The organism is Frankia sp. CcWB3 (genome assembly GCF_977927595.1).
This window is the reverse complement of record NZ_CDWRCK010000005.1, coordinates 4891-30574: the sequence shown is the minus strand read 5'-3', so window position 1 is coordinate 30574 and position 25684 is coordinate 4891. Positions and strand designations below refer to the sequence as shown.

General features: G+C 72.7%; 12 protein-coding genes, 1 other RNA gene and 1 pseudogene. 12 read left to right on the top strand and 2 right to left on the bottom strand.

Annotated features, from left to right (window positions below; genetic code table 11):
• The first annotated feature begins 290 nt into the window (after nt 1-290).
• The 3 genes and pseudogenes from smpB (at nt 291) to ACY5KJ_RS01080 (ending at nt 3440) form a co-directional block, all read left to right on the top strand.
• Nucleotides 291-770 carry an SsrA-binding protein SmpB gene (gene smpB / locus ACY5KJ_RS01090; RefSeq protein ID WP_011435254.1) on the top strand — a complete coding sequence of 160 codons (480 nt, stop codon included), beginning with the start codon at nt 291-293 and terminating at the stop codon, nt 768-770.
• Nucleotides 771-830: 60 nt separating this feature from the next.
• Nucleotides 831-2363, top strand: a complete 1533-nt coding sequence (locus ACY5KJ_RS01085) for a THUMP-like domain-containing protein (protein WP_462202541.1) — start codon at nt 831-833, stop codon at nt 2361-2363.
• A gap of 66 nt (nt 2364-2429) precedes the next feature.
• A pseudogene (locus ACY5KJ_RS01080) lies at nt 2430-3440 on the top strand (NAD(P)-dependent oxidoreductase).
• On the opposite strand, the gene ACY5KJ_RS01075 reads toward ACY5KJ_RS01080, so the two are convergent.
• Entirely contained in the window at nt 3441-4151 is a 711-nt protein-coding gene (locus ACY5KJ_RS01075; protein ID WP_462186020.1) for a YoaK family protein, read from the bottom strand. It abuts the pseudogene before it with no gap.
• Nucleotides 4152-4261: 110 nt separating this feature from the next.
• On the bottom strand, nt 4262-4735 hold the full coding sequence (locus ACY5KJ_RS01070; RefSeq protein WP_462202540.1) for a VOC family protein: 474 nt from the start codon (nt 4733-4735) through the stop codon (nt 4262-4264).
• Between the two features lie 298 nt (nt 4736-5033).
• On the opposite strand from ACY5KJ_RS01070, the gene ssrA reads away from it, so the two are divergent.
• From ssrA to ACY5KJ_RS01025, 9 genes are all read left to right on the top strand, one after another.
• Nucleotides 5034-5407: a transfer-messenger RNA gene (gene ssrA / locus ACY5KJ_RS01065) on the top strand.
• Between the two features lie 510 nt (nt 5408-5917).
• A complete protein-coding gene (locus ACY5KJ_RS01060; RefSeq protein WP_462202539.1) occupies nt 5918-6355 on the top strand; it encodes a group II truncated hemoglobin in 438 nt (145 codons plus the stop codon).
• A 5-nt stretch (nt 6356-6360) separates the two neighbouring features.
• Nucleotides 6361-13056, top strand: coding sequence for an amino acid adenylation domain-containing protein (locus tag ACY5KJ_RS01055; protein ID WP_462202537.1), 6696 nt, complete (start codon nt 6361-6363; stop codon nt 13054-13056).
• A complete protein-coding gene (locus tag ACY5KJ_RS01050) occupies nt 13053-13817 on the top strand; it encodes a thioesterase II family protein (protein ID WP_462186003.1) in 765 nt (254 codons plus the stop codon). The genes ACY5KJ_RS01055 and ACY5KJ_RS01050 overlap by 4 nt, the downstream gene beginning before the upstream one ends.
• Nucleotides 13793-15025, top strand: a complete 1233-nt coding sequence (locus tag ACY5KJ_RS01045) for a hydroxymethylglutaryl-CoA synthase family protein (RefSeq protein ID WP_462202535.1) — start codon at nt 13793-13795, stop codon at nt 15023-15025. Before ACY5KJ_RS01050 ends, ACY5KJ_RS01045 begins: the two co-directional genes overlap by 25 nt.
• Complete coding sequence (locus tag ACY5KJ_RS01040) at nt 15016-15789, top strand: enoyl-CoA hydratase-related protein (protein ID WP_462202533.1); 774 nt, start codon at nt 15016-15018, stop codon at nt 15787-15789. The genes ACY5KJ_RS01045 and ACY5KJ_RS01040 overlap by 10 nt, the downstream gene beginning before the upstream one ends.
• 3 nt (nt 15790-15792) lie before the next feature.
• Nucleotides 15793-17913, top strand: coding sequence for an ACP S-malonyltransferase (gene fabD, locus ACY5KJ_RS01035; protein ID WP_462202531.1), 2121 nt, complete (start codon nt 15793-15795; stop codon nt 17911-17913).
• Between the two features lie 58 nt (nt 17914-17971).
• The gene (locus ACY5KJ_RS01030) at nt 17972-23992 is read left to right on the top strand and encodes an SDR family NAD(P)-dependent oxidoreductase (RefSeq protein WP_462202530.1); all 6021 of its coding nucleotides are present in this window, start codon (nt 17972-17974) and stop codon (nt 23990-23992) included.
• Nucleotides 23993-24034: 42 nt separating this feature from the next.
• Nucleotides 24035-25510 (top strand): MDR family MFS transporter, encoded by a 1476-nt coding sequence (locus ACY5KJ_RS01025; RefSeq protein WP_462185999.1) that lies wholly within the window; start codon nt 24035-24037, stop codon nt 25508-25510.
• The last annotated feature ends 174 nt before the right edge of the window (nt 25511-25684 follow it).

The following is a 25684-nucleotide window of genomic DNA, read 5'->3' as shown; positions in this document are numbered from 1 at the left end:
GTCCATCGTCTCGACAGCCGGGCAAGCTCGACAGCCGAGCAAGGAGGTGGAAGGTGTTGAACGCCCAAGTCGCCGCCGTGGCGGCTCCTCCGCGGGGCGCGCTGACGGCGCTCGTCGCCCTACGGAGCGCTCGGCGATGTCACCCGGGCCACGCCGGCGACCGACGATGGCGCTCACATGATCGATACCATGAGTGTCCTCGCGGTGGAGCCGGGCGTGTCACCGACGCGGGAGGCAGGACGTAGGTTCGGAGAAGATTTCGCGAACGGTGTGGGAAGAGGGACAGGACAGTGCCGAGGGAGACGGGGCGCAGACTGATCGCGCAGAACAAGCGCGCCCGGCATGACTACGACATCCTCGACACCTACGAGGCTGGGCTGGTGCTCCGTGGCACCGAGGTGAAGGCGCTGCGGGCCGGGCGGGCCTCGCTCGTCGACGGGTTCGCCCAGATCAGCGATGGTGAGATCTGGCTGCACAACGTGCACATCCCCGAGTACACCGAGGGGACCTGGACGAACCACGCCCCCCGCCGCAAGCGCAAGATGCTGCTGCATCGGGCGGAGATCGAAAAACTGGTCGGTAAGACCCAGGAGGGTGGGCTCACGCTGGTCCCGCTCTCGCTCTACTGGAAGGACGGGCGGGCGAAGATCGAGATTGCGCTGGCGCGTGGCCGCAAGTCGTACGACAAACGGCACGCGATCGCGGAGCGGGACGCGGCCCGGGAGATCGGCCGGGCGATGGGCCGCCGAGCCAAGGGGCGCTACCTTTGATAGCCAGCCGTCCATGACACCGTCCGTGGGGCCGCCGATGTTCCTGTCGACGTTCCTGTCATGGTTCCCGTCGTCGTTATTTCGTCGTCGTGCCGCGGATTCGCCGGTTCCGGCACCATCCGAGTCGCCGTGACCGCCTCCGACGGCGACCGGCTGGCGCAGCTCGAGGCCCTGCTGAGCGCACAGGGTGAGGCGGTGCTGGCGGCGGCGGTCGCGGCATTTGCCGAGGATGAGCGTGCTGGTGGAGGCGCGGCCCGGGAACTGGCTGTCGGTGCCCGCCTGCGCGCCGAGGGCGTGTCCCCCGCGCTCCTCGCCTCCGCGTTCACTCAGGCGGAGCTGAGGCGGCGCGCGATGGTCAAGTTTGCCCGGGCCGATCGGATGTTCTTCACCCGAGCCGGGTTGGAACAGGCGTCCTCGCAGGCGGCGGCTGAGCATCGGGCCGCGCGGTTCACCGGCCTAGGCCGGCTCGCCGACCTGTGCACGGGGATCGGCGGGGACGCGCTGGCCCTCGCCCGGGGCCGGGAGATCATGATCGTCGACCGGGATCCGGTTCATCTGCGGATGGCCGCGCTCAACGTCGCCGTCCACGCGGCCGAGGGCACGACCGCGCCGCCTTCGGCCCTTCCGTCCACGACCGTTCCGCTCACGACCGTTCCGCTCACGGGATCGGCCGTGCCGACGGGATGCCTCGAGACGCGCCTGTCCGACGTGCGGGAGGTGGACCTCTCCGGATGCGACGCCGTGTTCGTCGATCCGGCCCGGCGTGCCGGCGACCGTCGGTTGGCGTCGCGGGCGAGCGAGCCGCCGCTGGCCTGGTGCTTCGGGCTTGCCGACAAGGTTGCGGCTATCGCGGTGAAGGCCGCGCCAGGGCTGGCGACGGAGCTGGTTCCCCCCCGGGCTGGGAGATCGAGTTCGTGGCCGACGGACGGGATCTCAAGGAGGCCGTGCTGTTCTCACCGGCCCTCGCGACCGCCTCGCGTCGCGCCACTGTGCTGCCCGGGCCGGGCAGCACGGCCTCCCTGCGGGCCGGGGAAGCGCCGGCGAGCCCTCACCGGGACCCCGGATCCAGTCCTCCCGGCGGATACGGGTCGGGTGGGTCCGGTGGGTCCGGTGGGACCGGTGGGTCGGGTTGGCGAGGTCGCCGATCGGGTAGCGGCTCCGGGCCGGTTCCTCCACGATCCGAGCCCGGCGGTCACTCGGGCGGGCCTGGTCGGCGAGCTCGGGCGGCGCCTTGGAGCCTGGCAGATTGATCCAATGATCGCCTTCCTGACCTCCGACGAGGCAGTGACGACCCCCTTCTCCCGCCTGCTGCGCATCGAGGCCGAGCTGCCCTTCGACGTGCGCCGGATCGCGGACCTGTTGCGGTCTCGTGAGATCGGTTCGCTGGACGTCCGGCGACGCGGCCTCGCCGGCGACGTCGAGGAGATCCGCCGCCGGTTGCTACCCCGCCGTCGTGATCTGATTCCCGGTGGACCGGCTGTCACCGTGGTGATGACGAGGCTGCGTGGAGCTCCCTGGGCCTTCGTCTGCACCCCGGCATCGGATGTCGGGGCATCGGATGCCGGGGCGGTGGCGACTGACCGATCCTCATGACCGACCGATCCTCATGACCGACCAATCCCGGTGGACGCCATCGGGGGCGAAACAGGAGTGACGTTCATGCGTGTTGCCTTCGTCGGACTGGGCACGATGGGATTTCCCATGGCCGGTCACCTGGTTCGGGCCGGGTTCTCCACCACCGTGTTCAACCGCACGGCCGCGACCGCGGCACGCTGGGCCGAGGAACATTCCGGCCGGATCGCGCCGTCGCCCGCAGCCGCGGCGACTGAGGTCGACGTCGTCTGCCTCTGCGTCGGTGCCGATGGCGACGTCCGCGAGGTCGTCATCGGCACCGACGGGATGCTGGGATCGCTTCGGCCCGGTGCGATCATCGTCGATCACACGACGACCTCCGCGGAACTCGCGGAGGAGATCGCGGCGCGCACCGCCGAGGTCGGCGTCGGTTTCGTCGACGCCCCGGTCTCCGGCGGGGAGGCAGGTGCCGTGGCCGGCCGGCTGAGCATCATGTGCGGTGGGGATCCTGAGACGATCGAGCGGGCCAGGCCGGTGCTCGCCGCCTACGGCGCGACTATCACGAGGGTCGGGCCGGTCGGTAGCGGACAACTCACCAAGATGGTCAATCAGATTCTGGTGGCGGGAGCCGTCGAAGGGGCGGCCGAGGCCATCAACTTCGCTATTGCCGCCGGTCTGGACACCGATCTGATGCTTTCCGCCGTGGCCGGCGGCGCCGCCAAGGGGACGTAATGAAGTAACAAATACGTGATCGAGAGCATCATCGCAGGTCACAGGCCTGTGGAGGGTTCGAAACGCGCAAGTTATTTCATTTTGACTCCCAACTCGTGGTACCTGGCGAATCGTGGTCAGACCATGGTGCGCGACGAGTTCGATTTCGGGTTTGCGGTCGACTGGATGCGCAAGGATCTGCGGATCTGCCTTGCCGAGGCGGGCCGGCGTGGTATCCCGCTGCCGATGATCGAGCTGGCCGAGCGGGATCTCGCCGCTGCCCAGGCGGACGGCGAGGGTGGTCTCGACACGACGGTCGTCATCCGGCAGCGGCGCCGTGCGACCAGGCCGGGTGGCGCGGGTGGCGAAGTCTCCCCGGCTTCCTGATCATGGCGCCGCAACGGTGCCGGTCACTGTGGCGATCAGGCAGCCGGTGACGGTACCGGTCGCCACGACGAGCGGGACGATCCGGCCGAGATGGAGCAGGCACAGGCCCCCGATCAGGGCTCCGGCGAACATGGCGACGGGGCCGGCGAACCGCCGCGCCCCACCGCGGCCCATTCCCCCACCGAGCCGGGAGTCGATGATGATCCCGGTCAAGGTGCTGGTCAGCACGTTCGTCCGGATGTCCGGAACGGCCATCCGCCGAGCCGTCGCGTGCTGCAGGCCCATCGCGAGGGCCAGCGGGAGGATGACGGTATAGGGCCGGGCCTCGGGGATCTCAGGGATCTCGGGTTCCGTGCCGAGTCCCTGGGTGACCAGCGCGGCGATCAGCGCGCCGGCCATCAGCCCGGTCTGCGCGGCCATCGCGATGATCAGCCACGAGAAGCGACGACCGCCGATTATGGTCACCGTGCCGATCCGTCCGGTGATGACGGCTCCGGCCAGGAACCCGGCCAGGGCCAGCGCCGACAGGTCGGCGGACAGGCCCGGGGCCCCGGCCAGCGCAAAGGCCAGCAGGACGACGTTTCCGGTCATGTTGGCCACGAATACCCGGCCGAGTCCGAGAAAACTGACCGCGTCGACGAGACCGGTGAGGATCGCCAACGCCACCAGCAGCGCCGGCAGCCGTCGACGCTGGTCGGGGGACGGCTGCATGGGCACAGTTTCACCGAGTGACGGCCGGTGCGGCGGGAGGCGGGAACTCCCGGCGCCTCTGATCTCGGCGCCTCTGATCTGATCTGATCTGATCAGATCTTCTGATCAGATCAGATCCGCAACGGACGGACCGGAGCCGCGGCGAGCGCGGGAGTGCTCCGCCAGTCGACCCCGGGAACGTCGATGTAGAGCTCGATCTCGTTGCCATCTGGGTCGAGGATGTACAAGCTGTGGGTGACCGTGTGATCCGACGCGCCGACGATGGTCACATCCGCGTCGTGCAGACGGGCGAGCACCGCGCGCAGTTCGTCATCGCTGTCGCCAACCTTCAGTCCGAAGTGGTACAATCCCACCCGCCGGCCCTGGGGTATGGCCGCCACGTCCTCGCCGACCTCGATGAGGAGCAGCTCGTGGTGGGTGCGTCCGGAGGAGAACGCGGCGGCGGGGGCCCGCAGTGGGTTGCCGTCCGCGCCCGCCGGGTCGGGAAAGATCTGCCGCCAGCCGAGTACGTCCCGGTAGAAGGCGCTGGAACGCCCGATGTCCCGGACGTAGAGGACGAGATGTCCCAGTTCCTTGATCTCCACGGTGATCTCCCGAGGCGCTGGTCGTCTGGTAGCCGTTATCCATACAACAACTCCGTACAACGGCGTTGCCCGCGACGGCATGCCCACGGGGCCCGGCCGCCGTGACGCGCGCCCGCCACGGCCCGCCGCATCGGAAACCCGTTGGTACGCGGGGTGCCCGACGTGGGAACATGGAGCTGGCGTCCGAGCGTTGGATGCAGTGACGCGCGCGATGGGCCGGGTTGGCAGGAGCGTCTGTCGGCTGGTGCTGGCGCCCCCGTCGTGCGGTATGCTAAAATGCCATAACTGATCCGAACTTGGGGGTGACCGGCTTCGACTCCGGACGTCGAGGCAGGGGAAGCGGGCCGAGGATGAGCGGTTATCTCGTTAACGATCCGTTCAGAACAACAGCTGCCAACAAGACGCAGCCCACTACCCCCACTTACGCGCTCGCCGCTTAAGAGGGACTAGGTAGTCGTCAGTCTGGGAGAGCCTCCGGCCCAGAATCTGACGTCGCTAGGAGGATCACCGGCTGACCCGGTCGCGGGGTCGGTCGGGACATCAAACAGCGACTGAGCCTATGTCGGCTTGCCTGCGTGTCCGACGGGGCTGAGAAACAAGTAGCAGGATGCGCCCGGAGAAGCCCTGTGTCGGGGCCGGAGGACGCGGGTTCGATTCCCGCCACCTCCACCACGATGCGTAACAATGCCCTGACCTGAATAAATAGGTAAAAGCTATGAGATCTGATGATTTATCGAATAGAAGACGTCCAGGTCGGGGCGCTGATCGTTTGGTTCGATTCCTCGAACGTACCGGCGGACCTTGGTTGCGGAGCGTAGTTTCGGGGATCGGTCGGCAACGGCATTGCAGATCTCCGCGTCGCCGGAGCGTCTGCTGCGCGATGCGCCACAAAGATCATCTGCATGCCCTTGGTGGACCGCCGTGTGACTCGGACATCGTGTGTGGCGGCCAGCGGCGGCGTCGCTGGCGTTCGGGCAGATCCCGGTAACGCGCCTGAGCAGGTCGGCAGGTAGCACCGATGACGCCGACAATCGCCTCTCTCGCCCCACCGAACGGTGACACCCACTGGTGGTAGTCGCGTCACGCAGTGGCGGGTCTGTGCAACTTTGCGCAGACCCGCCACGCCTCCCCTGGCTACGTTGCCGTCCCAATCGGCATCCGACGCGGGGGTTAGCTGCGCTCATGGCCACCATGTTCGAACACGTCGGCGGCGAACCATCGCTGCGCGGTCTCGCCGAGCACTTCCACCAGGCGGTGGTGGCGGACCCGCTGCTGCGGAGTCTGTTCGAGTACGGAACACCACACCACACCGACCACCTGACGGCCTTCCTGGTCGAGATGCTTGGCGGGCCCTCCCGGTACTCCGACGAGCTCGGCGGGTTCCTCAGCCTGATGAAGGCGCACCTGGGGCTGCGCATCACCCCCGAGCAGCAGGATCGGTTCGTCACGCTCATGCTCGCCTCCGCCGACGCGGTGGGGATGCCCTCCGACGAGCGGTTCCGCACCGCGTTCGAGGCGCAGGTGCGTAAGGCAGCGGGGTTCACCGTCAAGGTCTCGGCCTCGGACACCTCGCCGTTGATGGAACCGCCCTACCCGGACCTCGGCCGGTGGACGTGGTGACGGGAATGACGGTGACCGACCAGTTCGCGGACGCGGTCGGCCGAACGGTGCGGCTGGTGTGCGGCCTCGTGGCCGACGACGCGGACCCGGAGGCCGGCAGCAGGTTGGCGGATCTCGGGCTGTCCTCGCTCGCCACGGCCCGGCTGCTGCTCGATCTCGAAGCCGAGTTCGGCCGGGAGGTCGCGCTCGCGGACCTCGTGGGCTGCGAGACCGTCGCCGACCTGGCGCGGCTGGTCGGCGACGCGCCGGGGAGCGGGGCGCGGCCACTGGTGGCGAAGCCAGCCCAACGGTACGAGCCGTTCCCGCTCACCCCGGTCCAGGAAGCCTACGTCGTCGGCAAGTACGTCGAGCTCGGACCGGACGCGATCGGATGCCACCACTACCGCGAGTTCTGGCTGCCCGAGCTGGACGCCGACCGGCTGGTCGCGGCGTGGCGGCGGCTCGTCGCCCACCACGACGCGCTGCGGCTGGTGGCCGGGGAGAGCACGGGGCAGCGGGTTCGGCCGGATGTCCCCGAACAGGTCGCGGTGGTGCACGACGGCCCCGTGGCCGTGCTTGGCGCGCAGGCGCGCCGACGGCTTTCGCACCGCCGGTACCCGCCGGGTGCGTTCCCGCCGTTCGCGCTGGAGGTCGTGCGTGACGGCGGCGCCGGCTCCGCGCACCTGAGCCTCGATGGCACGGCGGTCGACGCGCACAGCACGGAGCTGCTGTTCCGGCAGTGGCTGCTGCTCTACCGCGAGCCCGGCGCGCGGTTGCCCGAGCCGGCGCTGTCGGTGCGGGACTGCGCGGTCGCGCTCGCCGAGCGCAGGCACGCCTCGCGCTGGGAGGCGGACCTGCTGCACTGGCGCGAGAGGCTGTCCGAGGTGCCGCCCGGTCCCGACCTTCTCCTCGGCGAGCGAACGGCCCCACCCGAACCGCCCGACGGGCTCGCGCACCACCTGCGCGTGCCGCGCACGGGGCATCTCGACCCCGGGCAGTGGCAGGCCCTGCGTCGGCGCGCGTCCGCGCTCGGCGTCTCGCCGTCGTCTCTGGCGCTGACGGTGTTCTGCGAGGTGCTGACCATCGGTCCGCGGCCGTGGTCGCTGGTGCTGACCACTACCGACCGGGTGCGGCTGGGCCGGGGCGCGGACGACGTGGCCGGTCCCTTCACCTCGACCTGCCTGCTGGTGGTCGACGAGGTCGACCGCCGGCGGTCCGACCTGGCCGCCGCACTGCATCGGCAGGTGTGGGACGCGTTGGCGCACAACGAGGTGTCGGGTGTGGAGGTGGTGCGCGAGCTGCGCCGCGCCGATCTGCCGGCCCCGGACCTGCCGGCCGTGTTCACCAGCCTGCTCGACGTCGGCGAACCGGACGCGCCGAGCATGACCGACCACCTGGTCCACGCCGTCGGCCAGACCTCGGGTGTCGGCCTGGACCACCTGATGTGGGAACACGGCGGTGGTCTGCGCTGGCGCTGGGACACCGCGGACGCGCTGTTCAGTCGGTTCGTGGCCGCGCTCCAGGCGGCCTGCGTGGACGCGGCGCCGACGCCGGGCGACGAGCTGAACGACCTCCAGCAGGCCTACCACGTGGCCCGGGTGTCCGGCCGGACCGCGGGCTGCCAGCTTTATCAGAGCTTCCACGTCGCCGAGCTCGACGTGTCCCGGCTGGAACAGGCCTGGCTCGACCTGGTCGTCGAGCACGACGTGCTGCGCACGGTCGTCGACCAGGACGGCCGGACCACCGTGCTGCCCCCCACGGCCGCCGGCGGACGCGTCCCCGTTGTGGAGTCCGACCAGCCCGAGGTGGACGAGGCGATCGCGCGCGACGTCGCCGACCGGCCGTTTCCCCTGGGCCGCGCGCCGCACACCGACCTACGGGTCCGGCGCGGTGCCGACGGTTCGGGCACCGTGCACCTGGCGATCGACCTGCTCGTGGCCGACGCGCCGAGCGTCCTGGCGCTCGGTCGGGCCCTGCTGCGCCGCTACGCCGACCCGCCCGCGCGGACTGTGCCGCCCGCGGCGCGCGCGTCCGCCACCAACCCGGCGCATCGTGAGCACTGGCTCGCCCGCCTGGCGGACCTGCCGTCGGGGCCGTTCACGCCGGGGGCACCCGGCCGCACCGAACGCCTGCGGTTCACGGCCGACCCGGCCGCGCTGCGCACCTGGGCGGCACGGCATGACGTGACCGCGGACGCGGCGCTGCCGGCCGCGTTCTGCGACGCGCTTGCCCACGTGTTCGACCCGCCGTTCGCCCTGCCGGTGGTGCGCTGGGCCGCCGGGCGCGAGGTGTACCGCCCCGGCGAGCAGACCGCGCTGAGCTGGGTCCGGGTGGACCAACCGGACCTTCCCCTGCCCGCGCGGGCCCGCCGGCTGGCCGCGCTGCTCGCCGAGGACGCCGAGGCCGACGGCGCGAGCGGGCTCGCTGACCTGCGCGTCGTCGTGCTGCGCCGGCGCCGCGATCGGTCGTTCGCGCTGCCCGTGGTGTTCACCAGCGTCCTGGATGTGTCCGGGCAGCCGCTTCCGCCGGGTGTGACGGCCGGTCCCTGGCGCACCGCCACCTCCGACGTGTCGCTGGACTGCGTGGCCGTCGACGACGGCGAGACCCTCGACATCGCGTGGGACGTGGTGCCCGGCCACCTCCCCGCCGACGCGCTCGACCCGGCGTTCGACCGGTTTCGTGCCACCGTGACCGGGTTCGCCGACCAGCCGGACGAGCAGGAGCGGGTCGGCCGGCTCACCGCCGACGAGCGGCGCCGCGTGCTCTACGAGTGGAACGACACCACGACGACCTACCCGGCGGATGGCCCGGTGCACCTGCTGCTGGAGGAGCAGGCCCGCCGCCGGCCCCGCGCGGTCGCCCTGCGGTGGCGCGACGGCATCGCCACCTACCGCGAGCTGAACGGGTGGGCCAACGTCATCGCGCACCGCCTGCGCGAGCGGGGCGTCACGGCCGAGACGGCGGTCGCGGTCGCCACCCGGCGGGGACCGGAGATGGTGGCGGCGGTGTTCGGCGTGCTCAAGGCGGGCGGAGCGTACCTGCCGGTGCTGCCGGGTCTGCCGCCCGACCGGGCGGCGGCGATGCTGGCCCGTACCTCCTCGCGCGTCGTGCTGACCACCGTGGGCGCGCTGGACTGGCGGCCCGACGTGCCGGTGGTCGAGCTCGACACGCTGCTGGCGGGCGCCGACGAGGATCCGGGTGACCCCGAACCGGTGACCGGCCCGGACAACACCGCCTACTACATCTTCACCTCCGGCAGCACCGGGCGACCCAAGTGCGTCGCCGTGACGCATCGGCCGGTGTGGAACCTGCTCAACTGGTGCTACCGCACCTTCGGCTTCGGACCCGGCGACGTGGGCGTGTGCGTGACCTCGCTCGGGTTCGACCTGTCGGTGTTCGACATCCTCGGGCTTCTGGGCCGCGGCGCGAGCCTGTACGTGGCCGACGAGCGCGAGCAGCGGGACCCGGAGCTGCTCGCCGACGTGCTGGCCGAGCAGCCGATCACCTTCTGGAACTCGGCGCCGACGTCGCTGGCCACGCTGCTGCCGTCGCTGCGCGACCGCGCCGGGGTGGACCTGCGGCTGGTCTTCCTCAGCGGTGACTACACGCCGCTGAGCCTGCCGGCCGACCTGCGGGCGGTGTCGCCGCGGGCGAGCCTGGTCAGCCTGGGCGGCGCGACCGAGGCCACGGTCCGGTCCAACTGGTTCCCGGTCGAGGTGGTCGACCCGCGGTGGCGCAGCATCCCGTACGGCCGCCCCATCGACAACTCGCGGTACTACGTCCTCGACGAGACCCTGGAGCCGTGCCCGATCGGCGAGGAGGGCGACCTCTACATCGCGGGCGACTGCCTCAGCCTCGGCTACCACGGTGACCCGGAGCTGACCGCCCGCAGCTTCCTGCCCGACCCGTTCACCGACCGGACGGGCGAACGCATGTACCGCACCGGCGACCGTGCCGCGTTCCGACCGGACGGGATCATCACGTTCCTGGGACGCCGCGACGGCCAGATCAAGATCCGCGGCTTCCGGGTGGAGCTCGGCGAGATCGAGCATCGTCTGCGCGAGCACCCCGCGGTGCGGGAGGCGGTCGTGCTGGCCCGGGCCAACGACGGCGGAGATCGGAAGCTGGTCGCCTACCTCCAGGCGGAGCCGGGCGCGGCGCGGCCGGAGGCGGCGCGGCTGCGCGCGTTCGCCGCCGAGACGCTGCCCGACTACATGGTCCCCAACTTCGTCGTGTTCGTGGCGTCGTTCCCGGCCACCGCCAACGGGAAGCTGGACCGTGACGCCCTGCCGTGGCCGGTGGGGCGGGCCACGTCGACGGGAGGCGGGATCGCGGCGGACGCCGGCGAACCCGCCGGCCCGAACCCGCCCGTCGAGCACCGGACCGTCGTCGACGACCGGGCTGCGCCGGGTGTGTCGGCTGGTCACCGGGTGACACCCGGGGCGTCGGCCGACGAGCTGGCCGAGGAGATCGCGGCTCTGCTCGCGGAGTACCTCGGCGTGCCCTCGGTGGACCCGGCGCGCGACCTGTGGGACCAGGGTGCGACCTCGTTCACGATGGTGCGGCTGTCCACCGCGCTGCGAGAGCGGCACGGTGTGCGGGTTCAGGTGTCGGCGCTGCTGGCGGACCCCAGCGCGCGCGGCATCGCCGCATACCTCGCACGGGAGAAGCCGTCCGCGCTTGGGGGCCCCGGGGAGACCGAGGTCGAGTTCTTCTCGCCCGAGGACCGGGCGCGGTTCAAGGCCGGCCGGCGGCACCTGCGGCCGACCTCGCCGGACGAGCCGGCGACCCGGCTCGGCGGCGCCGCGCCGCCCGCCCGGGCCTACCGCGACCGCGCGACCCGACGGGACTTCACCGGCGGGTCGGTCACCCTCGACGCGCTGCGCGCGCTGCTCGGATCGCTGCGGTCGAGCGACGTCGACGGCAGACCTCGACGCCTCTACCCGTCCGCGGGCGACACCTACGCCGTGCAGGTGTACCTCCATGTGCGGCCGAACGGGGTGAAGGGCCTGGCGCCGGGCATCTACTACCACCGACCCGACGAGCACGTGCTGCAACGGGTGCATGAGGGCTCGCCGAGCATGGTCGAGGCGCACTTCCAGTACAACCGGGAGGTGTTCGACCGGGCGGGGTTCGAGCTGTACCTGATCTCGGAGCCGCGCGGCATCGAACCGCTCTACGCCGAGGAGTCCGAGCTGTATCTGGCGCTGGAGGCCGGTTACGTCAGCCAGCTGCTGATGACCGCCCAGGCCGAGCAGCCGGTGGGGCTGTGCCCGATCGGGGCGATGGCGTTCGACTCGGTACGTGAACACTTCCGGCTGCACCCGGGCCAGCGGCTGCTGCACTCCTTCCTGGGCGGGGCGGTGGACAGGTCGACCGCCGGGAACACCGCGGTCCCGGCGCCGCGCGTGGAGGTCTCGTCGCCCCGGCCCGCGGCCGGACCGGTGAGCTGGGTCTCGACCGGGCGGCGCCACACCGCCGAGGTGGCGGCGACCGGGATGGCGGGCCGCTACCCGGAGGCGGACGACGTCGGCGCGTTCTGGCGCAACCTGCGGGCCGGCCGCCGCTCGGTCGGCCCGGTGCCGCCTGCCCGCGCCGCGGCGCTCCGCGACGGCTTCGAGCCGCCGCACGGCGGTTTCCTCACCGACGTCACCACCTTCGACGCGCTGCCGTTCCGGATCTCGCCACGGGAAGCGGAGCTGCTGGACCCGCAGGTGCGCCTGCTGCTGCCGGTCGCCTGGCAGGCGCTGGAGGAGGCGGGCCTGATCAGTGAGCCGCGGGGTCACGGCGGCCCTCGCGTGGGCGTGTACGTCGCGGTGATGTGGCACGACCACCGGCATGTCGGTGAGGCTCGGTGGCGCGCCGGTGCCCCCGCGCTGGTCGCCGCCGCCGCGTCCGACCTTCCGGCTCGCCTCGCCCACGCCTTCCGTCTGCGCGGTCTCGGTGTGGCGGTGGACACCTCCTGCTCGTCGTCGCTGACCGCCGCGTACCTGGCGGTGACGGCACTGCGGGCAGGGGAGTGCGACGCGGCCCTGGTGTGTGGCGTCAACCTGGTCACCCACCCTTACCACCTGGCCGTGCTACGCGACCTCGGGCTGTCCACCGAGGTCCCGGCGGACGGTGCGTTCGCCGCCGACGGCGCCGGGTGGTCGCCGGGTGAGGGGGCCGGCGCGCTGGTGCTGCGCCCGCTGGCCGACGCCCGGGAGGACGGCGACGTGGTACACGGCGTCATCGAGGCCGTCGGCGGCGGCGGCGTGGGCGGACGGGGCCGTTTCGGTGTTCCCGACAGCGACGCGCTCGCCGAGTCGGTCCGCGAGGTGCTGGGGCCGCACGGCCTGTGCGGGGCCGACATCAGCTACGTCGAGTGCGGTGGGTCCGGCGCGCCGATGGCGGACGCGGCCGAGCTTGCCGGGCTGCTCGCCGCGCTGAGATCCGACGGCGGCGGGCAGCTCGCCGTGGGGACGGTCAAACCGAACATCGGACACCTGGAGGCCGCGGCCGGCATGTCACAACTCACCAAGGCGCTGCTCCAGCTGCGGCACGGCACACTCGCGCCCACGCTGGTGAGCACGCACCGGACGCCCCTGGTGGACTGGGACGACCCGAGGCTGGAACTGGTCGACTCCGCGCGGCCGGCCCTTCCGGGACGGGTCCTGGTGAACGCCGTCGGCGCGGTCGGCTCCTTCGGCCACGTCGTGCTGCGCCCCGGGAGGACGCCGTGACCGGTCCGTGGACGAAGCCGACCCCGCGGATGACCGAGGCGCCGCTGCGCCTGTTCTGCGTCGCGCACGCGGGCGGCGGCGGCGGTTTCTTCCTGCCGTGGCGCGATCGGCTGCGTCCGGCCATCGAGGTGTGCCCGGTGCTGCTGCCAGGCAGGGAGTCCCGCATCGCCGAACCGCCCTACCGACGGATGGAGGATCTGATCGGCCCGCTGTGCGAGGGACTCCGTCCGCACCTGGACCGGCCCTACGCGCTGTTCGGGCACAGCATGGGCGCGGCCGTCGCCTACGAGGCGGCACGCCGGTTCACCGGGGAGGGCCGTGCCCCGGTGCGGCTGCTGGTGTCCGGTCGGCGCGCGCCGCACCTGGCCGCGCGCCGCCGCCCTCTCGCGGACGTCCCCGACGACGACTTCATCGCCGCGGTGGTCAGCCTGGGCGGGACGCCGGACGTCCTGCTGGAGCAGCCGCAGTTGATAAAGCTGCTGTTGCCGACCATGCGTGCCGACTTCGCCGTCAACGAGAGCTACCGGCCCGGCGACGGGCCGCGGCTGACCTGCCTGGTGTCGGCGTTCACCGGCGACCGGGACCCGGAGGTCGAGCCGGTGGAGGCCGAGCGATGGCGGGTCACCACGGACGGCGCCTTCCGCCTGCATGTCTATCCGGGCGATCACTTCTACCTGACCGGGCTGCCGGACCCGCTCCACGACGACCTGATGACCGACCTCGAGGGGGATGTTGCATGGCCATCGGCATCGAGGCGCTGAACTGCTACGTCGGGCGGGCCTGCTTCGAGGTCGAGGACCTGTTCCGGGAACGTGGCCTGGACATCGCCCGGTTGGGCAACCTGATGATGACCCGCAAGTCGGTGAACCTGCCGTGCGAGGACGCGGTGACCAACGCGGTCAACGCGGCCCGCCCGCTGCTGGCCGCGATGGACGAGCGCGACCGGGCGGACATCGAGCTGCTGGTCGTCGGCACGGAGTCCGGTGTGGACATGGGCAAGCCGATCAGTACCTATGTGCATCGCCACCTCGAGCTGTCGCCGCGGTGCCGGTCGTTCGAGGTCAAGCACGCCTGCTACGGCGGCACGGCGGCACTGCACACCGCCGCGGGCATCATCGCCCACTCGCCCGTGCCACGTGCCAAGGCGCTGGTGATCGCCGCCGACGTGCCCGGCTCGGGCTCGCGCGGCACGTACTGGGAGCCGTCCGAGGGCGCGGGCGCGGTGGCGATGATCGTCAGTCGGGACTGCGCGGTGCTGGAGCTCGACGTGGGCGCGAGCGGCACCCACACGTTCGAGGTGATGGACACCCTGCGGCCCAGCGCCGACGTGGCCGTCGTCGACTCCGACCTGTCGCTGCTGTCGTACCTGACGTGCCTGGAGCACAGCTTCGCCGTCTACCGCGAGCGGGTGGTCGGCAGCGACGTCGTGGACACGTTCGCGTACCTGGTGTTCCACACGCCGTTCGCCGGCATGGTGAAGGGCGCGCACCGCATGCTGCTGCGCAAGCAGGGCGCCCTGGCGTCGAAGGACGCCGACACCGACTTCACCAGTCGGGTGGCGCCCACCGTCAAGTACGCCTCGCAGGTGGGCAACCTGTTCTCCGCGTCGCTGTACCTGGCGCTGGCCTCGCTGCTCGGTAGCGCGATGCCAGTGACACCGGCCAGGATCGGGCTGTTCTCCTACGGATCCGGCTGCGGGTCGGAGTTCTTCAGCGGCGTGCTGGGGGCCGACGGGGTGGAGGCGGTGGGTCGGTTCGGCATCGGCGAGCGGATCGCCTCCCGACGCGCGCTCACGATGGCGGAGTACGACCAGGCCGTGGCCCTCGGCGGCGACCGCGGCCACGGCGTGGCGGGCCAGGCATTCGAGACCGGGCCGTACGCCGAGCTGTACGCCGAGCTGTTCGACGGGGCCGGGTTGCTGGTGCTCGATCACATCGACCGCTACCACCGCGTCTATCGGTGGAGCTGACCGTGCCCGCCCTCGAGGTCGAGTGGGCCGGGCCGGCTGTGCGGGTCACGCTCGCCCGCCCGGACAGGGGCAACGCCATCGACCCGGCGCTGATCGCCGCCCTGCACGCCGCGCTGGACGAGGCCGAGGCGCGGCCCGACTGCCGGCTGGTCGTGCTGCGCGCGCGGGGCGGCGTGTTCTCGGCCGGCATGGACGTCGCGGCGGCCGCCCGCGCCGACGACTCCGGCCACGACCCGGCCGAACGCGGCGGCGTGTTCTTCGAACTGCTCGACCACATCACGGCCGTGCCGCGCCTGGTCGTCTCGTGCGTGGACGGCCGGGTGTCGGGCGGCGGGGTCGGGCTGGTGGCGGCCAGCGACCTCGTGCACAGCACCGAACGCGGTGTCTTCAGCCTGCCCGAGGCGATGTGGGGGCTGCTGCCGTGCAGCGTGCTGCCGTTCCTGGTGCGGCGCGTCGGTTTCCAGACCGCCTACGCCATGGCGCTGACCACGCTCCCGGTCACCGCGGCCGAGGCCGCGCGGTGGCGGCTCGTCGACGAGGTGTCCCCCGACCCGGCCCCGCTGGTGCGCAGACTGACCGCGCGGCTGGCGAAGCTGGACGACACGGTGGTGGGCGACGCCAAACGGTTCTTCGGCGCGCTCCACCCGATCACGCCGGAGACCAGGCGGCTCGCGGTGACCGAGTTCGACCGGTTGTCGGGGACGCCGAGAGTGCGGGATCGCTTCGCCCGCTTCGCGGCGACCGGCCGCTACCCCTGGGAGTAGCCGGTGGCGATCGTGTGGGCGTTCCCCGGCCAGGGCTCGCAGCGCAAGGGCATGGCCGACGGCCTGTTCGAGCGGTTCCCCGACCTCACCGCGCAGGCCGACGAGGTGCTGGGCCTCTCGGTGCGCGAGCTGGCCGGCGACCTGCGGCGGCTGGATGACACCCGGCACCTCCAGCCGGTCATGTTCACCGTCAACGCATTGCGCTACCTGGATCTCGCGGCGGCCGCGCCGCAGCCTGACTTCATGGTGGGGCACAGCCTCGGCGAGTACAGCGCGCTGTTCGCGGCGGGCGCGGTGGACTTCACGACGGGCCTGCGCCTGACAGCGCGGCGGGCCGAGCTGATGGGTGGCATCCGGGGCGGCGGGATGCTCGCCGTGCTCGGGCTCGACGAGGACCGCCTCCGCCAGGTGCTGGTGGCGGCGGACGCCCCGGATGTGGAGGTCGCCAACTACAACTCCTCGCGCGAGATCGTGGTCTGCGGGCCGCGGGCGCAGGTCCGGGCGATCGCGCCGCTGGTGCGGGCGGCCGGCGCGGCGAAGACGAAGCTGTTGCAGGTCAGCGTGGCGGCGCACTCCCGGCACATGGCGCCCGCGGCGGCGCGGCTGCGGCAGGCGTTGGACCGGGTGGTCTTCGCGGAACCGCGCGTGCCGGTGCTGTCCAACGCCACGGTCGAGCCGCACACCGCCGACCGGGTCCCGGAGCTGCTGGAGCGGCAGCTGTGCGCACCGGTCCAGTGGCGACGGACCATGCGGTACCTGCTCGATCGCGGGGTGGAGGAGCTGGTCGAGGTCGGGCCGGGAACCGTGCTGACGAAGCTGTGGGCGCAGGCGCGCGAGGAGTGGGCGTCGGTGGCCGTCGCGGAGCCGGTGGCGGTCGGTCGACCCACCGGCTCCCGCGAGCCGGCCGACCCCGGCGAGACCGCCGACGTCCGGGAACCGGACGAGGTCGTCGTACCGGCCGCCGTCGCGACGTGGGTCGGGCCGGCTCCGGCCGAGCGGCTCGGCGCGGCCGGTTTCCGCGAGCGGTACGGGTTGCGGCTGGCCTACGCGGTCGGCGCGTCGGGCGTCGGCGCGAACGGCTCGCGGCTGGTGTCCGCGGCGGCCGGCGCGGGGGCGCTGGGGTTCGCCGACGCGCCGGTCTCCTGGCTGGCGACGACATGGCGAGCGGACGGGCCACCCGCCGCCGACGTCCGCGTGGTCGAGGTCGACCTGCCGCTGGGCCCCACTCCCGAACTGGTGCGGTTCCGCTTCACCGGCGCGCACCGCGACCGGCACGGCCGGGCCAGGCCGGCGCGGCACGTGGTCGCCCGCGTGATGGGGCTGGACTGCGCTCGAGCGTTCCTGAACCCGCCGGGCCCGGCGGTGCTGGAGGCCCTGGTCCGCGCCGGCGCGCTGACGTCGGCGGAAGCCGACGCGGCCCGCCACCTGCCGGTGGCCTCCGACCTGGCGGTCGCGTCGCCCGCAGGGTGGCACGGGGGCGGCCTGACGATGCTGCACCTGCTGCCCGAGGTGCGGGCCCTCGCCCGGGGCGTCCCGCAACCGGTGCACGTCGGGGTGAGCGGTGGTGTCGGGACGCCCGAGCAGGCCGCGGCGGCGTTCGCCCTGGGGGCGGACTTCCTGCTCACCACCTCGGTGAACCTGTGCGCCGAGGAGTCCGCGCTCACCGCCGCGACCAGGGCGCATCTGGCCGCGCTGGCACCCGGCGACACCGGCTGGACCCCGGACCCTTCACACTTCACGCTCGGCGCCCGCTCGGAGGTGCTGCGCCGCGGCACCCTGTTCGCGGCCAGGGCCAACCACCTCGTCGACCTGTACCGGCGGCGGGCCGAACCCGACGCCGCCACCCTGCGGCACGTCGAGGAGACCTACGTCGGTCACCCGCTGGACCAGATCGCCGAGGGCGTGGCCGACCCCCGGCGGCGGCTGGCGGAGGCCCTCCGGTGGTATCTGCGGCGCGCTGCCGCCTGGCGTGACGGCGCACCGGAACAACCCCTCGACTACCGGCTGCCGTGTGGCCCGGACCTGGCGGCGTTCAACCGGGACCCGGGGCGGCGGGCCGTGGCGGGGATCGCGGACCACCTGATGGCCGGCGCGGCCGACCTCGTGGGCGCTGCTCAGTACTGAGCATACCGGCGTGATCGCGGTGGGTAAGGTCCGGCCGTACGCACCGGAAGGAGGCGGGATGCAACCGAGCAACGGCCTGGTGGACCCGGCCGTCGTCCTGGTGTCCGCGGGCGATCCCGTTCGGTTGGCGCACTATGCCAGGTCGCACCACGACCACGTGCGTGACCTGGGGGACGGCGTGGGCGACCGTGACGAGGCGCTGCGCGGCATCGCATGGACGACGCAGACGGCGCGGACCCCGATGGCTCACCGGCTCGCGGTGGTGTGCGCGAGCCTGGACGACCTGGTCGAGGGGCTCGCGGCAGCCGTCGTCGGCCGGGCGGACCCGCGGGTGCGCACCGGCCACGCCGTGGGTGGCGCGAGCGGAGCCGAGCCGAGGACTCCCACGGAGGCCGCCGAGCTGTGGGTTCGGGGGCACGACGTGCCGTGGCGCGCGTTCTGGCGGACCCGACCGGACCGGCAGCCGCTGCCCGCCTACCCGTTCCACCTGGCCGAACCGGCACCGGCGCCCGTCCCCGAAGCGGCGTCCGGTGCACTGCTGGAGCATCTCGTCGTCCAGTACGCCCAGGTGTCGGGCATCCCCCGGGACCGGCTGGACCCCCACACGCCGTTCGAGGACTACGGGCTCACCTCGTTCCAGATCAGCGAGCTCAACGTGACGCTGGAGCGGGACTTCGGACTGTCCGACCGCGCCCTGTTCTTCCGGCACCGCACGCTGGCCGGGGTCGTGGACGAACTCGACGCGGCCGGTGTCCGGCCGCGGGCCCAGGACCTCGCCCCGCGAGGCTCCGAACCAGGAGGCCCCGGACCAGGAGGCCCCGCACCGCTGACCCCCGCGCCGGTCCTGAAGGCACCTCGATGGCCAGGTGTCGCCTCGGCGCCGGATTCCGGTCTGGTGCCGGTAGCACCGGCGGACGACGGCGCGATGGCGATCATCGGCCTCGCGGGCCGCTACCCGCGGTCCCCCGATCTCGACGCGTTCTGGGGCAACCTGGTCGAGGGCCGCGACTGCGTCGGCGCGCTGCCGCCGGACCGGCGCCGGCCGGGCTGGCCGGTCGAGCGGATGACCGGCGGCTACCTCGACGGCGTGGACGAGTTCGACCCGCTCCTGTTCGGGATCACGCCGCGTGACGCGGCCCTGATGGACCCGCAGGAACGCCTGTTCCTGCAGTCCTGCTGGGAAGCCCTCGACGACGCGGGGCTGCCCGCCGAGCGGATGCGCGAGCGGTACGGGTCGCGCGTCGGCGTCTACGCCGGGGCGATGTACTCGGACCACCAGTTCTTCGGCGTCGAGGAGACCCTGCGCGGCACCCCCACCTACAGCGGCGGCGGCATCGGGCACGTCGCCAACCGGGTGTCGTTCTTCTTCGACCTCCGCGGCCCCAGCCTGACGGTGGACACCATGTGCTCGTCGTCGCTGGTGGCGATGCACCTCGCGGTACGCGCGCTGCGCGCCGGTGAGTGCGAGCTCGCCGTGGTCGGGGCGGTCAACCTGTCGCTGCATCCCAACAAGTTCCTGGAGCAGCGGCAGATGTCGCTGACGTCCAGCTCGGGCCGTTGCCGCAGCTTCGGTGAAGGCGGCGACGGGTTCGTGCCCAGCGAAGGCGTCGGCGCGCTGGTCCTCAAGCCGCTGCGCCGTGCGCTGGCCGACCGGGACCGGGTACGCGCGGTCGTGCGCGGCACGGGGGTGGTCCATGCCGGGCGCACCAACGGCTACCTGGTACCGAGCCCGCTCGCGCAGAGCGAGGTGGTGCGACAGGCCCTGGCCGACGCGCGGCTCGGGCCGGGCGACATCGACTGCGTGGAGGCGCACGGCGCCGGCACCGCGTTGGGCGACCCGGTGGAGATCGACGGCCTGAGCCGGGTGTTCGGCGAACGCCCGGCTGGCAGCGTGCCGATCGGATCGGTGAAGTCGACCATCGGGCACGTCGAGGCGGGCGCGGGGCTCGCGGCGCTGACCAAGGTCCTGCTCCAGATGGAACATCGCACGCTCGCGCCGACCCTGCACGTCGACCGGCTCAACCCGAACGTCGACTGGGCCGCCACGCCGTTCCGGGTGCAGCGGGATGCCGCGCCGTGGCCCGACGCCGGGCGGCCGAGGCGGGCGGGGATCAGCTCGTTCGGTGCGGGCGGCACGATCAGCCATGTGGTGCTGGAGGAGGCGCCAGCGCGCACCGAGCCCGCCGCGACGGGCCGACCGCAGCTGGTGGTGCTCTCGGCTGACAACGAGGAGCGGTTGCGCGTCCTGGGCGAGCGGCTGGCGGACGGCCTGCCCGCGGCGGCGGCGCTCGACGACATCGCCTGGACTCTCCAGAGCGGTCGCGCGCACCTGAAGGAGCGGCTGGCGTTCGTGGCGGCCGACCGGGACGGGCTGCGGGCGCGGCTGCGGGCGTTCGCGGACGGCGACGCGAGCGGTGTCGCGCGCGGCCGGGCCCGGCCGGCGCGGTCGGTGGACCGGCTGCCCACCGGGGACCTCGACGCGCTGGCCGAACACTGGGTGGCGGGCGGCGCGGTCGACTGGGCTGCCCTGCACCCCGCGCCGCGGGTGGTCGTGCCCCTGCCGTCGTACCCGTTCGCGCGGATGCCCTGCCGGTTGACTGGGTCGGCCGCGCCGACGGCTCCGCCCGGACCACCAGGGGCGCCCGAGCCGACCGAGCCGACCGAGGCCGAGCTGACGGAACGGCAGCCACCGGCGGCGCCCGAGCCGGCCGAGGTGGTGGAGTTGCGGGGGCGACCAGGGGTACCCGAGCCGCGCGAGGTCACGTTGGTGGAACGGCAGTGGCTGCCGGTCGGCGCCGTCCCGTCCGGCGCTGCCCCGGTCGAGGACACCATCCTGTGCCTGCACCGGCGGACGACCGCGGACCTCGCCGCCCGGCTCGCGCGGGGCCATCCGGGCGTCGTACCCGTCGCCGAGCACGACCTCGCCGACCCGGCCGGCATCCTCGACCGCCTGCCGCGGGTCACTGGCTGGATCGACCTGACCGACCTCGACCGGACCGAGGACGACCCGGGCTCGACCGACCGCCGCCTCGTCCTGCTCCGCGCCGTCGTCGCGGCGGGGCGTACCACCGGGCTGCGAGGGCTGGTCGTCACCCGCGGTCTCCAGGACCTCGATGGCCCGCCGCCGGGCACAGCGGGCGCCCGGATGGTCGGGTTCGTGCGGATGCTCGGCGCCGAGTACGCGAAGGTCGTCACGACGGCGCTGGACACCGATGTGCCTGCCGAGCGTGTGGAGCAGCTGCTGCCCGCGCTGTGGGGCGAGTGGCACCTGCCCGCGGCGAAGGCCGAGGTGTGCCATCGTAACGGCCTGCGCTACCGGCCCGTGCTGCGGCCGGCCCTGACCCGGCACCGGCCGCTGCCGGTGTCGCCGGACCAGGCGTACGTGGTGACCGGCGGGACGCGCGGCCTGGGCGCGCGGGTCGCGGCCCATCTGGTGGAGCGGGGTGCGCGCCGCATCGTGCTGCTCGGCCGCCATCCGCTGCCGCCCGAGGAACGGTGGGACGGCCCGCTCGACGCGGCTGCCGCCGAGCGCGTGCGCGCGGTGCGCGACCTGCGCCGCGCCGGAGCGCGGGTCGAGGTGCACACGGGCACGTTGACCGACGAGGCCGCGCTCGGGTCGTTCCTGGACCGGGTGCGGCGCGAGCTGGGACCGATCGGTGGCGTCGTGCACTGCGCCGGCGGACCGGCGGCCCGGCCCGGGGCGTTCACCCGCGGCGACTCGGCGTCCGTGGCGGCGGTGTTCAGGCCGAAGGTCGATGCCCTGGAGCGGCTGCTGGACCTCACGTCGGTCGACCGCCTGGCGTTCTTCCTGACGTTCTCGTCGGTGTCCGCGCTGGTGCCGAGGATGGCGGTCGGGGTGTCGGAGTACGCGGCGGCCAACGCGGCGATGGATTTCGTGGTGGCGCGGCACGCGCGGGCGGGCAGGCCGTGGCTGCGGTCGGTGGCGTGGCCGATGTGGCAGGACAGCGGGTCGGGCCGCGGCGGGCCGAACGTCGGTGAGCCGGTCGGGCTCGGGTCGTTGCGCGACGCCGAGGCGTTGCACGCGCTGGAAGGGGTGGTGGCCATGCCGTGGGGCGGGGTGGTTCTCCCGGTGCGGCCGCTGTCGCCCGACCTCGACCTGAACTCGCTGCTCGACGCCAGGACGGCGCCGCCCGACCCGACTGCGTTGCCCGACCCGACTGCGCCGCCAGATCTGGTCGCGGTGCCCGGCCCGGTCGCGGCGCCGCCCGAGCCGCTGAGGTCCGTGGAGGACGTGGCTGCGCGCCTGGTGGGGATCTTCGCGCCCGCTCTGGGTATCCCGGCATCGAGCTTCGACGCCGAAGCGGACTTCGGGGACATCGGCGTCGACTCCGTGGTCCTGGCCGAGCTGCTGGAACTGGTGGAGCGCGAGGTCGGCCGCCACCTGCCGCCGTCGGTGCTGATGGAGTTCCCGAGCGCGGCGGGTCTCGCCGGCTACCTCGTGGCGGAGGGCATCACCTTCACCGCCCCGGCGGAGGGCGTCACCATCTCCGAGCCGGGGGAGAGAGCCGGAACGCCGCATGTCGAGCCGGAACTCGGTCGCGCCGCACCCGCGCCGACCGGTCGAGCCGAGGTCATCCCCCCGCGCTGCGATCCCGACGACCGCAGAATCGCGATCATCGGCATGGCCGGGCGGTTCCCGGGCGCGCCGGACGTCGCCACGTTCTGGCGCAACCTGCTGGACGAACGGCACTCGGTCGCCGAGGTGCCCCGGGACCGTTGGGACACCGAGCGGCTCTACGACCCCCGGCCTCAGCCCGGCCGCAGCGTCAGCAGGTGGGGCGGCTTCGTCGACGGCCTCGCCGACTTCGACCCGGAGCGGTTCGGCCTCACCGACGAGGAGGCCACGGCCCTCGACCCCGGTATCCGCCTGTTCCTCGAATCGACCCTGGACTGTCTGCACGACGGCGGCTACACCCGCGACGAGGTGTGGGGCCGCCGGGTCGCGGTCGTGGTCGGCGGGCGCATCTCCGCCTACGGACGGCGGGCGGCGCTGCGGCCCAGTGTCCTGCAGTCCGACCAGAACTTCCTGGCCGCGCAGGTGGCGCACCGCTTCAACCTCACCGGTCCGAACCTGGTGGTGGACAGCGCCTGCTCGTCCGCCCTGGTGAGCGTCCACCTGGCCACGCGGATGCTGCTCGCGGGCGACGCGGAGATGGCGGTCGCGGGCGGCGTGGAGATCCTGTTGGACGAACAGGCGTACCTGGAGTTCAGCGCGGCCGGGGTGATCTCGCCCACCGGTGTGTGCCGCCCGATGGACCAGCGCGCCGACGGGATCGTGCCCGGTGAGGGCTGCGGCGCGGTTCTGCTCAAGCCGCTGGCGAAGGCGCTGGCCGACGGGGACAGGGTGCACGCGGTCATCGAGGCGGTCGAGGTCAACAACGACGGCCACACCATCGGTGTCACCACCCCCAACGTCACCGCCCAGGCCGACGTCGTCCGCGCGGCGCTGCATGCCGCCGGCCGGAGTGCCGACGAGATCGGCCTGGTCGAGGCGCACGGCACCGCTACCATGATCGGCGATCCGATCGAGCTTCAGGCGCTCACCCGGGTCTACCGGGAGACCTCCACCCGCACCGGCTTCTGCGCCGTCGGCAGCCTCAAGTCCAATGTCGGCCACCTGCTGTGCGCGGCGGGTGTGGCCGGGCTGATCAAGGTGTCGCTGGCGGTGGAACACGGCCGCGTCCCGGCCACCCTGTTCTGCGAACGTCCCAACCCGAGGTTCGACTTCGAACGGTCACCGTTCCGGCCCGCGACCGCGACCACGGACTGGCCCGCGCCGCCGGAGCGCCGCGTGGCCGGACTGAGCTCGTTCGGCCTGGGCGGCACGAACGCGCATGTCGTCGTCAGCGGGCTGCCCGACACGCTGCGCGCCCGGCAGACCCGTCAGCCCCTGCCTCCGCCCGCCTACCAGCGGCGCAGGCTGTGGCTGGACCGGGCCCGGAACGACGCGAACGAGGTTCGCGCACCCGCGGGACCGACGGGCGTTCCCGCCGCACGGCGTAGCCGCACCGGGCTCCTCGAACTGAGGTTCGTCGACCCTGTGCCGGTCGCACGCTGACAGGGAACCGCTCGCGCAGAGGGAGAGGAAACCCGCGTACTCATGGACTCCACGGCACAGCTGTCGACGCAGGCGCCGCCCGTGCCCGCCAGGCAGGTGAACCTCGCGGTGGGCGGCGTCATGGTCGGCATGCTCCTGTCCGCCCTCGACCAGACGGTGGTCAGCACCGCGCTGCCGCTGATCGTCGGCGACCTGGGCGGTGTGGGCAGCCTGCCCTGGGTTGTGACGATCTACCTGGTGACCTCCATGGCCACGACGCCGTTGTGGGGCAAGGTCTCGGATCTGTACGGCCGCCGCGCGGTGTTCCAGGTGGCCATCGTGGTGTTGGTCGTCGGCTCGCTGCTGTGCGCCGTCGCGCAGGAGATCTGGCACCTGGTCGTGTTTCGGGCGGTCCAGGGCGTCGGCGCGGGCGGGCTGTTCGTGCTCGCGCTGTCGGTGATCGCGGACGTGGTGCCGCCCGCCGAGCGCGGTCGCTACCAGGGTGCGTTCGGCGCGGTGTTCGGTCTGGCCAGCGTGGGCGGTCCGCTCGTGGGCGGCTTCTTCGCCGACGGGCCGGGCTGGCGGTGGGTGTTCCTCGTCAACCTGCCGGTCGGCATCCTCGCCCTGTTCGCGGCGTCCGCCGGTCTGCGCGGCGTCAGGACTCCGCAGCGCGGCCACCAGATCGACGCGCTGGGCGCGGTGCTCGTGGTCGGTACGGTCACCTGCACCCTGCTGTACCTGAACTGGGCGGGCAACGAGCTGGGCTGGGCCTCGCCGGGCGCGTTGGCGCTGCTCGCCGCGGGGGTGGTGCTGGCGGCGGCGTTCGTGCTGGCGGAGCGGCACGCCGCGGAGCCCATCACGCCGATGTTGCTGTTCGGCAACCGAGGTGTCGGCATCGCCACCCTGTTCGGGTTCCTGTCCGGCGCGGCGATGTTCACCGGCATCGTGTTCCTGCCGCTGTACTTCCAGGCGGTCAGAGGCTACTCGGCCACCCTGTCGGGCGTCGCCATGCTGCCCGCGATGCTCGGCCTGGTGGCCGCCTCCATGGGGTCCGGGATTCTGATCAGTCGTACCGGCCGCTACAAGCTGTTCCCGGTGGCGGGCTCGGCGGTGCTGGCGGTCTCGCTGGCCCTGCTGTCCTTCGTGGACGTCGACATCTCGTACTGGCTGGTCGCCGTGTACTCGCTGCTGTTCGGCGTGGGCGTCGGCTGTGTGATGCAGCCCGTCATCACCGCGGTGCAGAACTCGGTGGAGATGAAGGACATCGGCGCGGCCACCGGCATGGTGAACTTCTTCCAGCGCCTGGGGTCGGCGATCGGCGTCGCCGTTCTCGGCTCGGTGCTCGCCGCCAGGCTGGCGAGCGACGGCACGACCGAGAGCATTCCCGCGCTGCGGGCGCTGCCCGAAACCGAGCGGAACGCGGCGATCGGCACGTACAGCGACGCCCTCACCGACCTTTTCCTCATCGCGGTGCCGCTGGTGGTCGTGGCGTTCCTGGTGTCGCTGATGCTGCGGGAGAGCCGCCGCGAAAAAGGTTGACCTGCTCGGTGAGACTTTTCCGTCGTCGACTCCGACCTGCGACAACCTCACCCGGCAGACGTGCGATGGAAAAGGCTCAATGTTGGGCGGCGGGACAGCCCTGGCCCGCCTAGGAGTCGAAATGAAATAACTTGCGCGTTTCGAACCCTCCACAGGCCTGTGACCTGCGCTGAT

Coding starts and splice junctions, on each gene's coding strand:
- ACY5KJ_RS01085 (WP_462202541.1), top strand. CDS start 831: ATGGTTCCCGTCGTCGTTATTTCGTCGTCGTGCCGCGGATTCGCCGGT.
- ACY5KJ_RS01075 (WP_462186020.1), bottom strand. CDS start 4,151: ATGCAGCCGTCCCCCGACCAGCGTCGACGGCTGCCGGCGCTGCTGGTG.
- ACY5KJ_RS01060 (WP_462202539.1), top strand. CDS start 5,918: ATGGCCACCATGTTCGAACACGTCGGCGGCGAACCATCGCTGCGCGGT.
- ACY5KJ_RS01055 (WP_462202537.1), top strand. CDS start 6,361: ATGACGGTGACCGACCAGTTCGCGGACGCGGTCGGCCGAACGGTGCGG.
- ACY5KJ_RS01045 (WP_462202535.1), top strand. CDS start 13,793: ATGGCCATCGGCATCGAGGCGCTGAACTGCTACGTCGGGCGGGCCTGC.
- ACY5KJ_RS01030 (WP_462202530.1), top strand. CDS start 17,972: ATGCAACCGAGCAACGGCCTGGTGGACCCGGCCGTCGTCCTGGTGTCC.
- ACY5KJ_RS01025 (WP_462185999.1), top strand. CDS start 24,035: ATGGACTCCACGGCACAGCTGTCGACGCAGGCGCCGCCCGTGCCCGCC.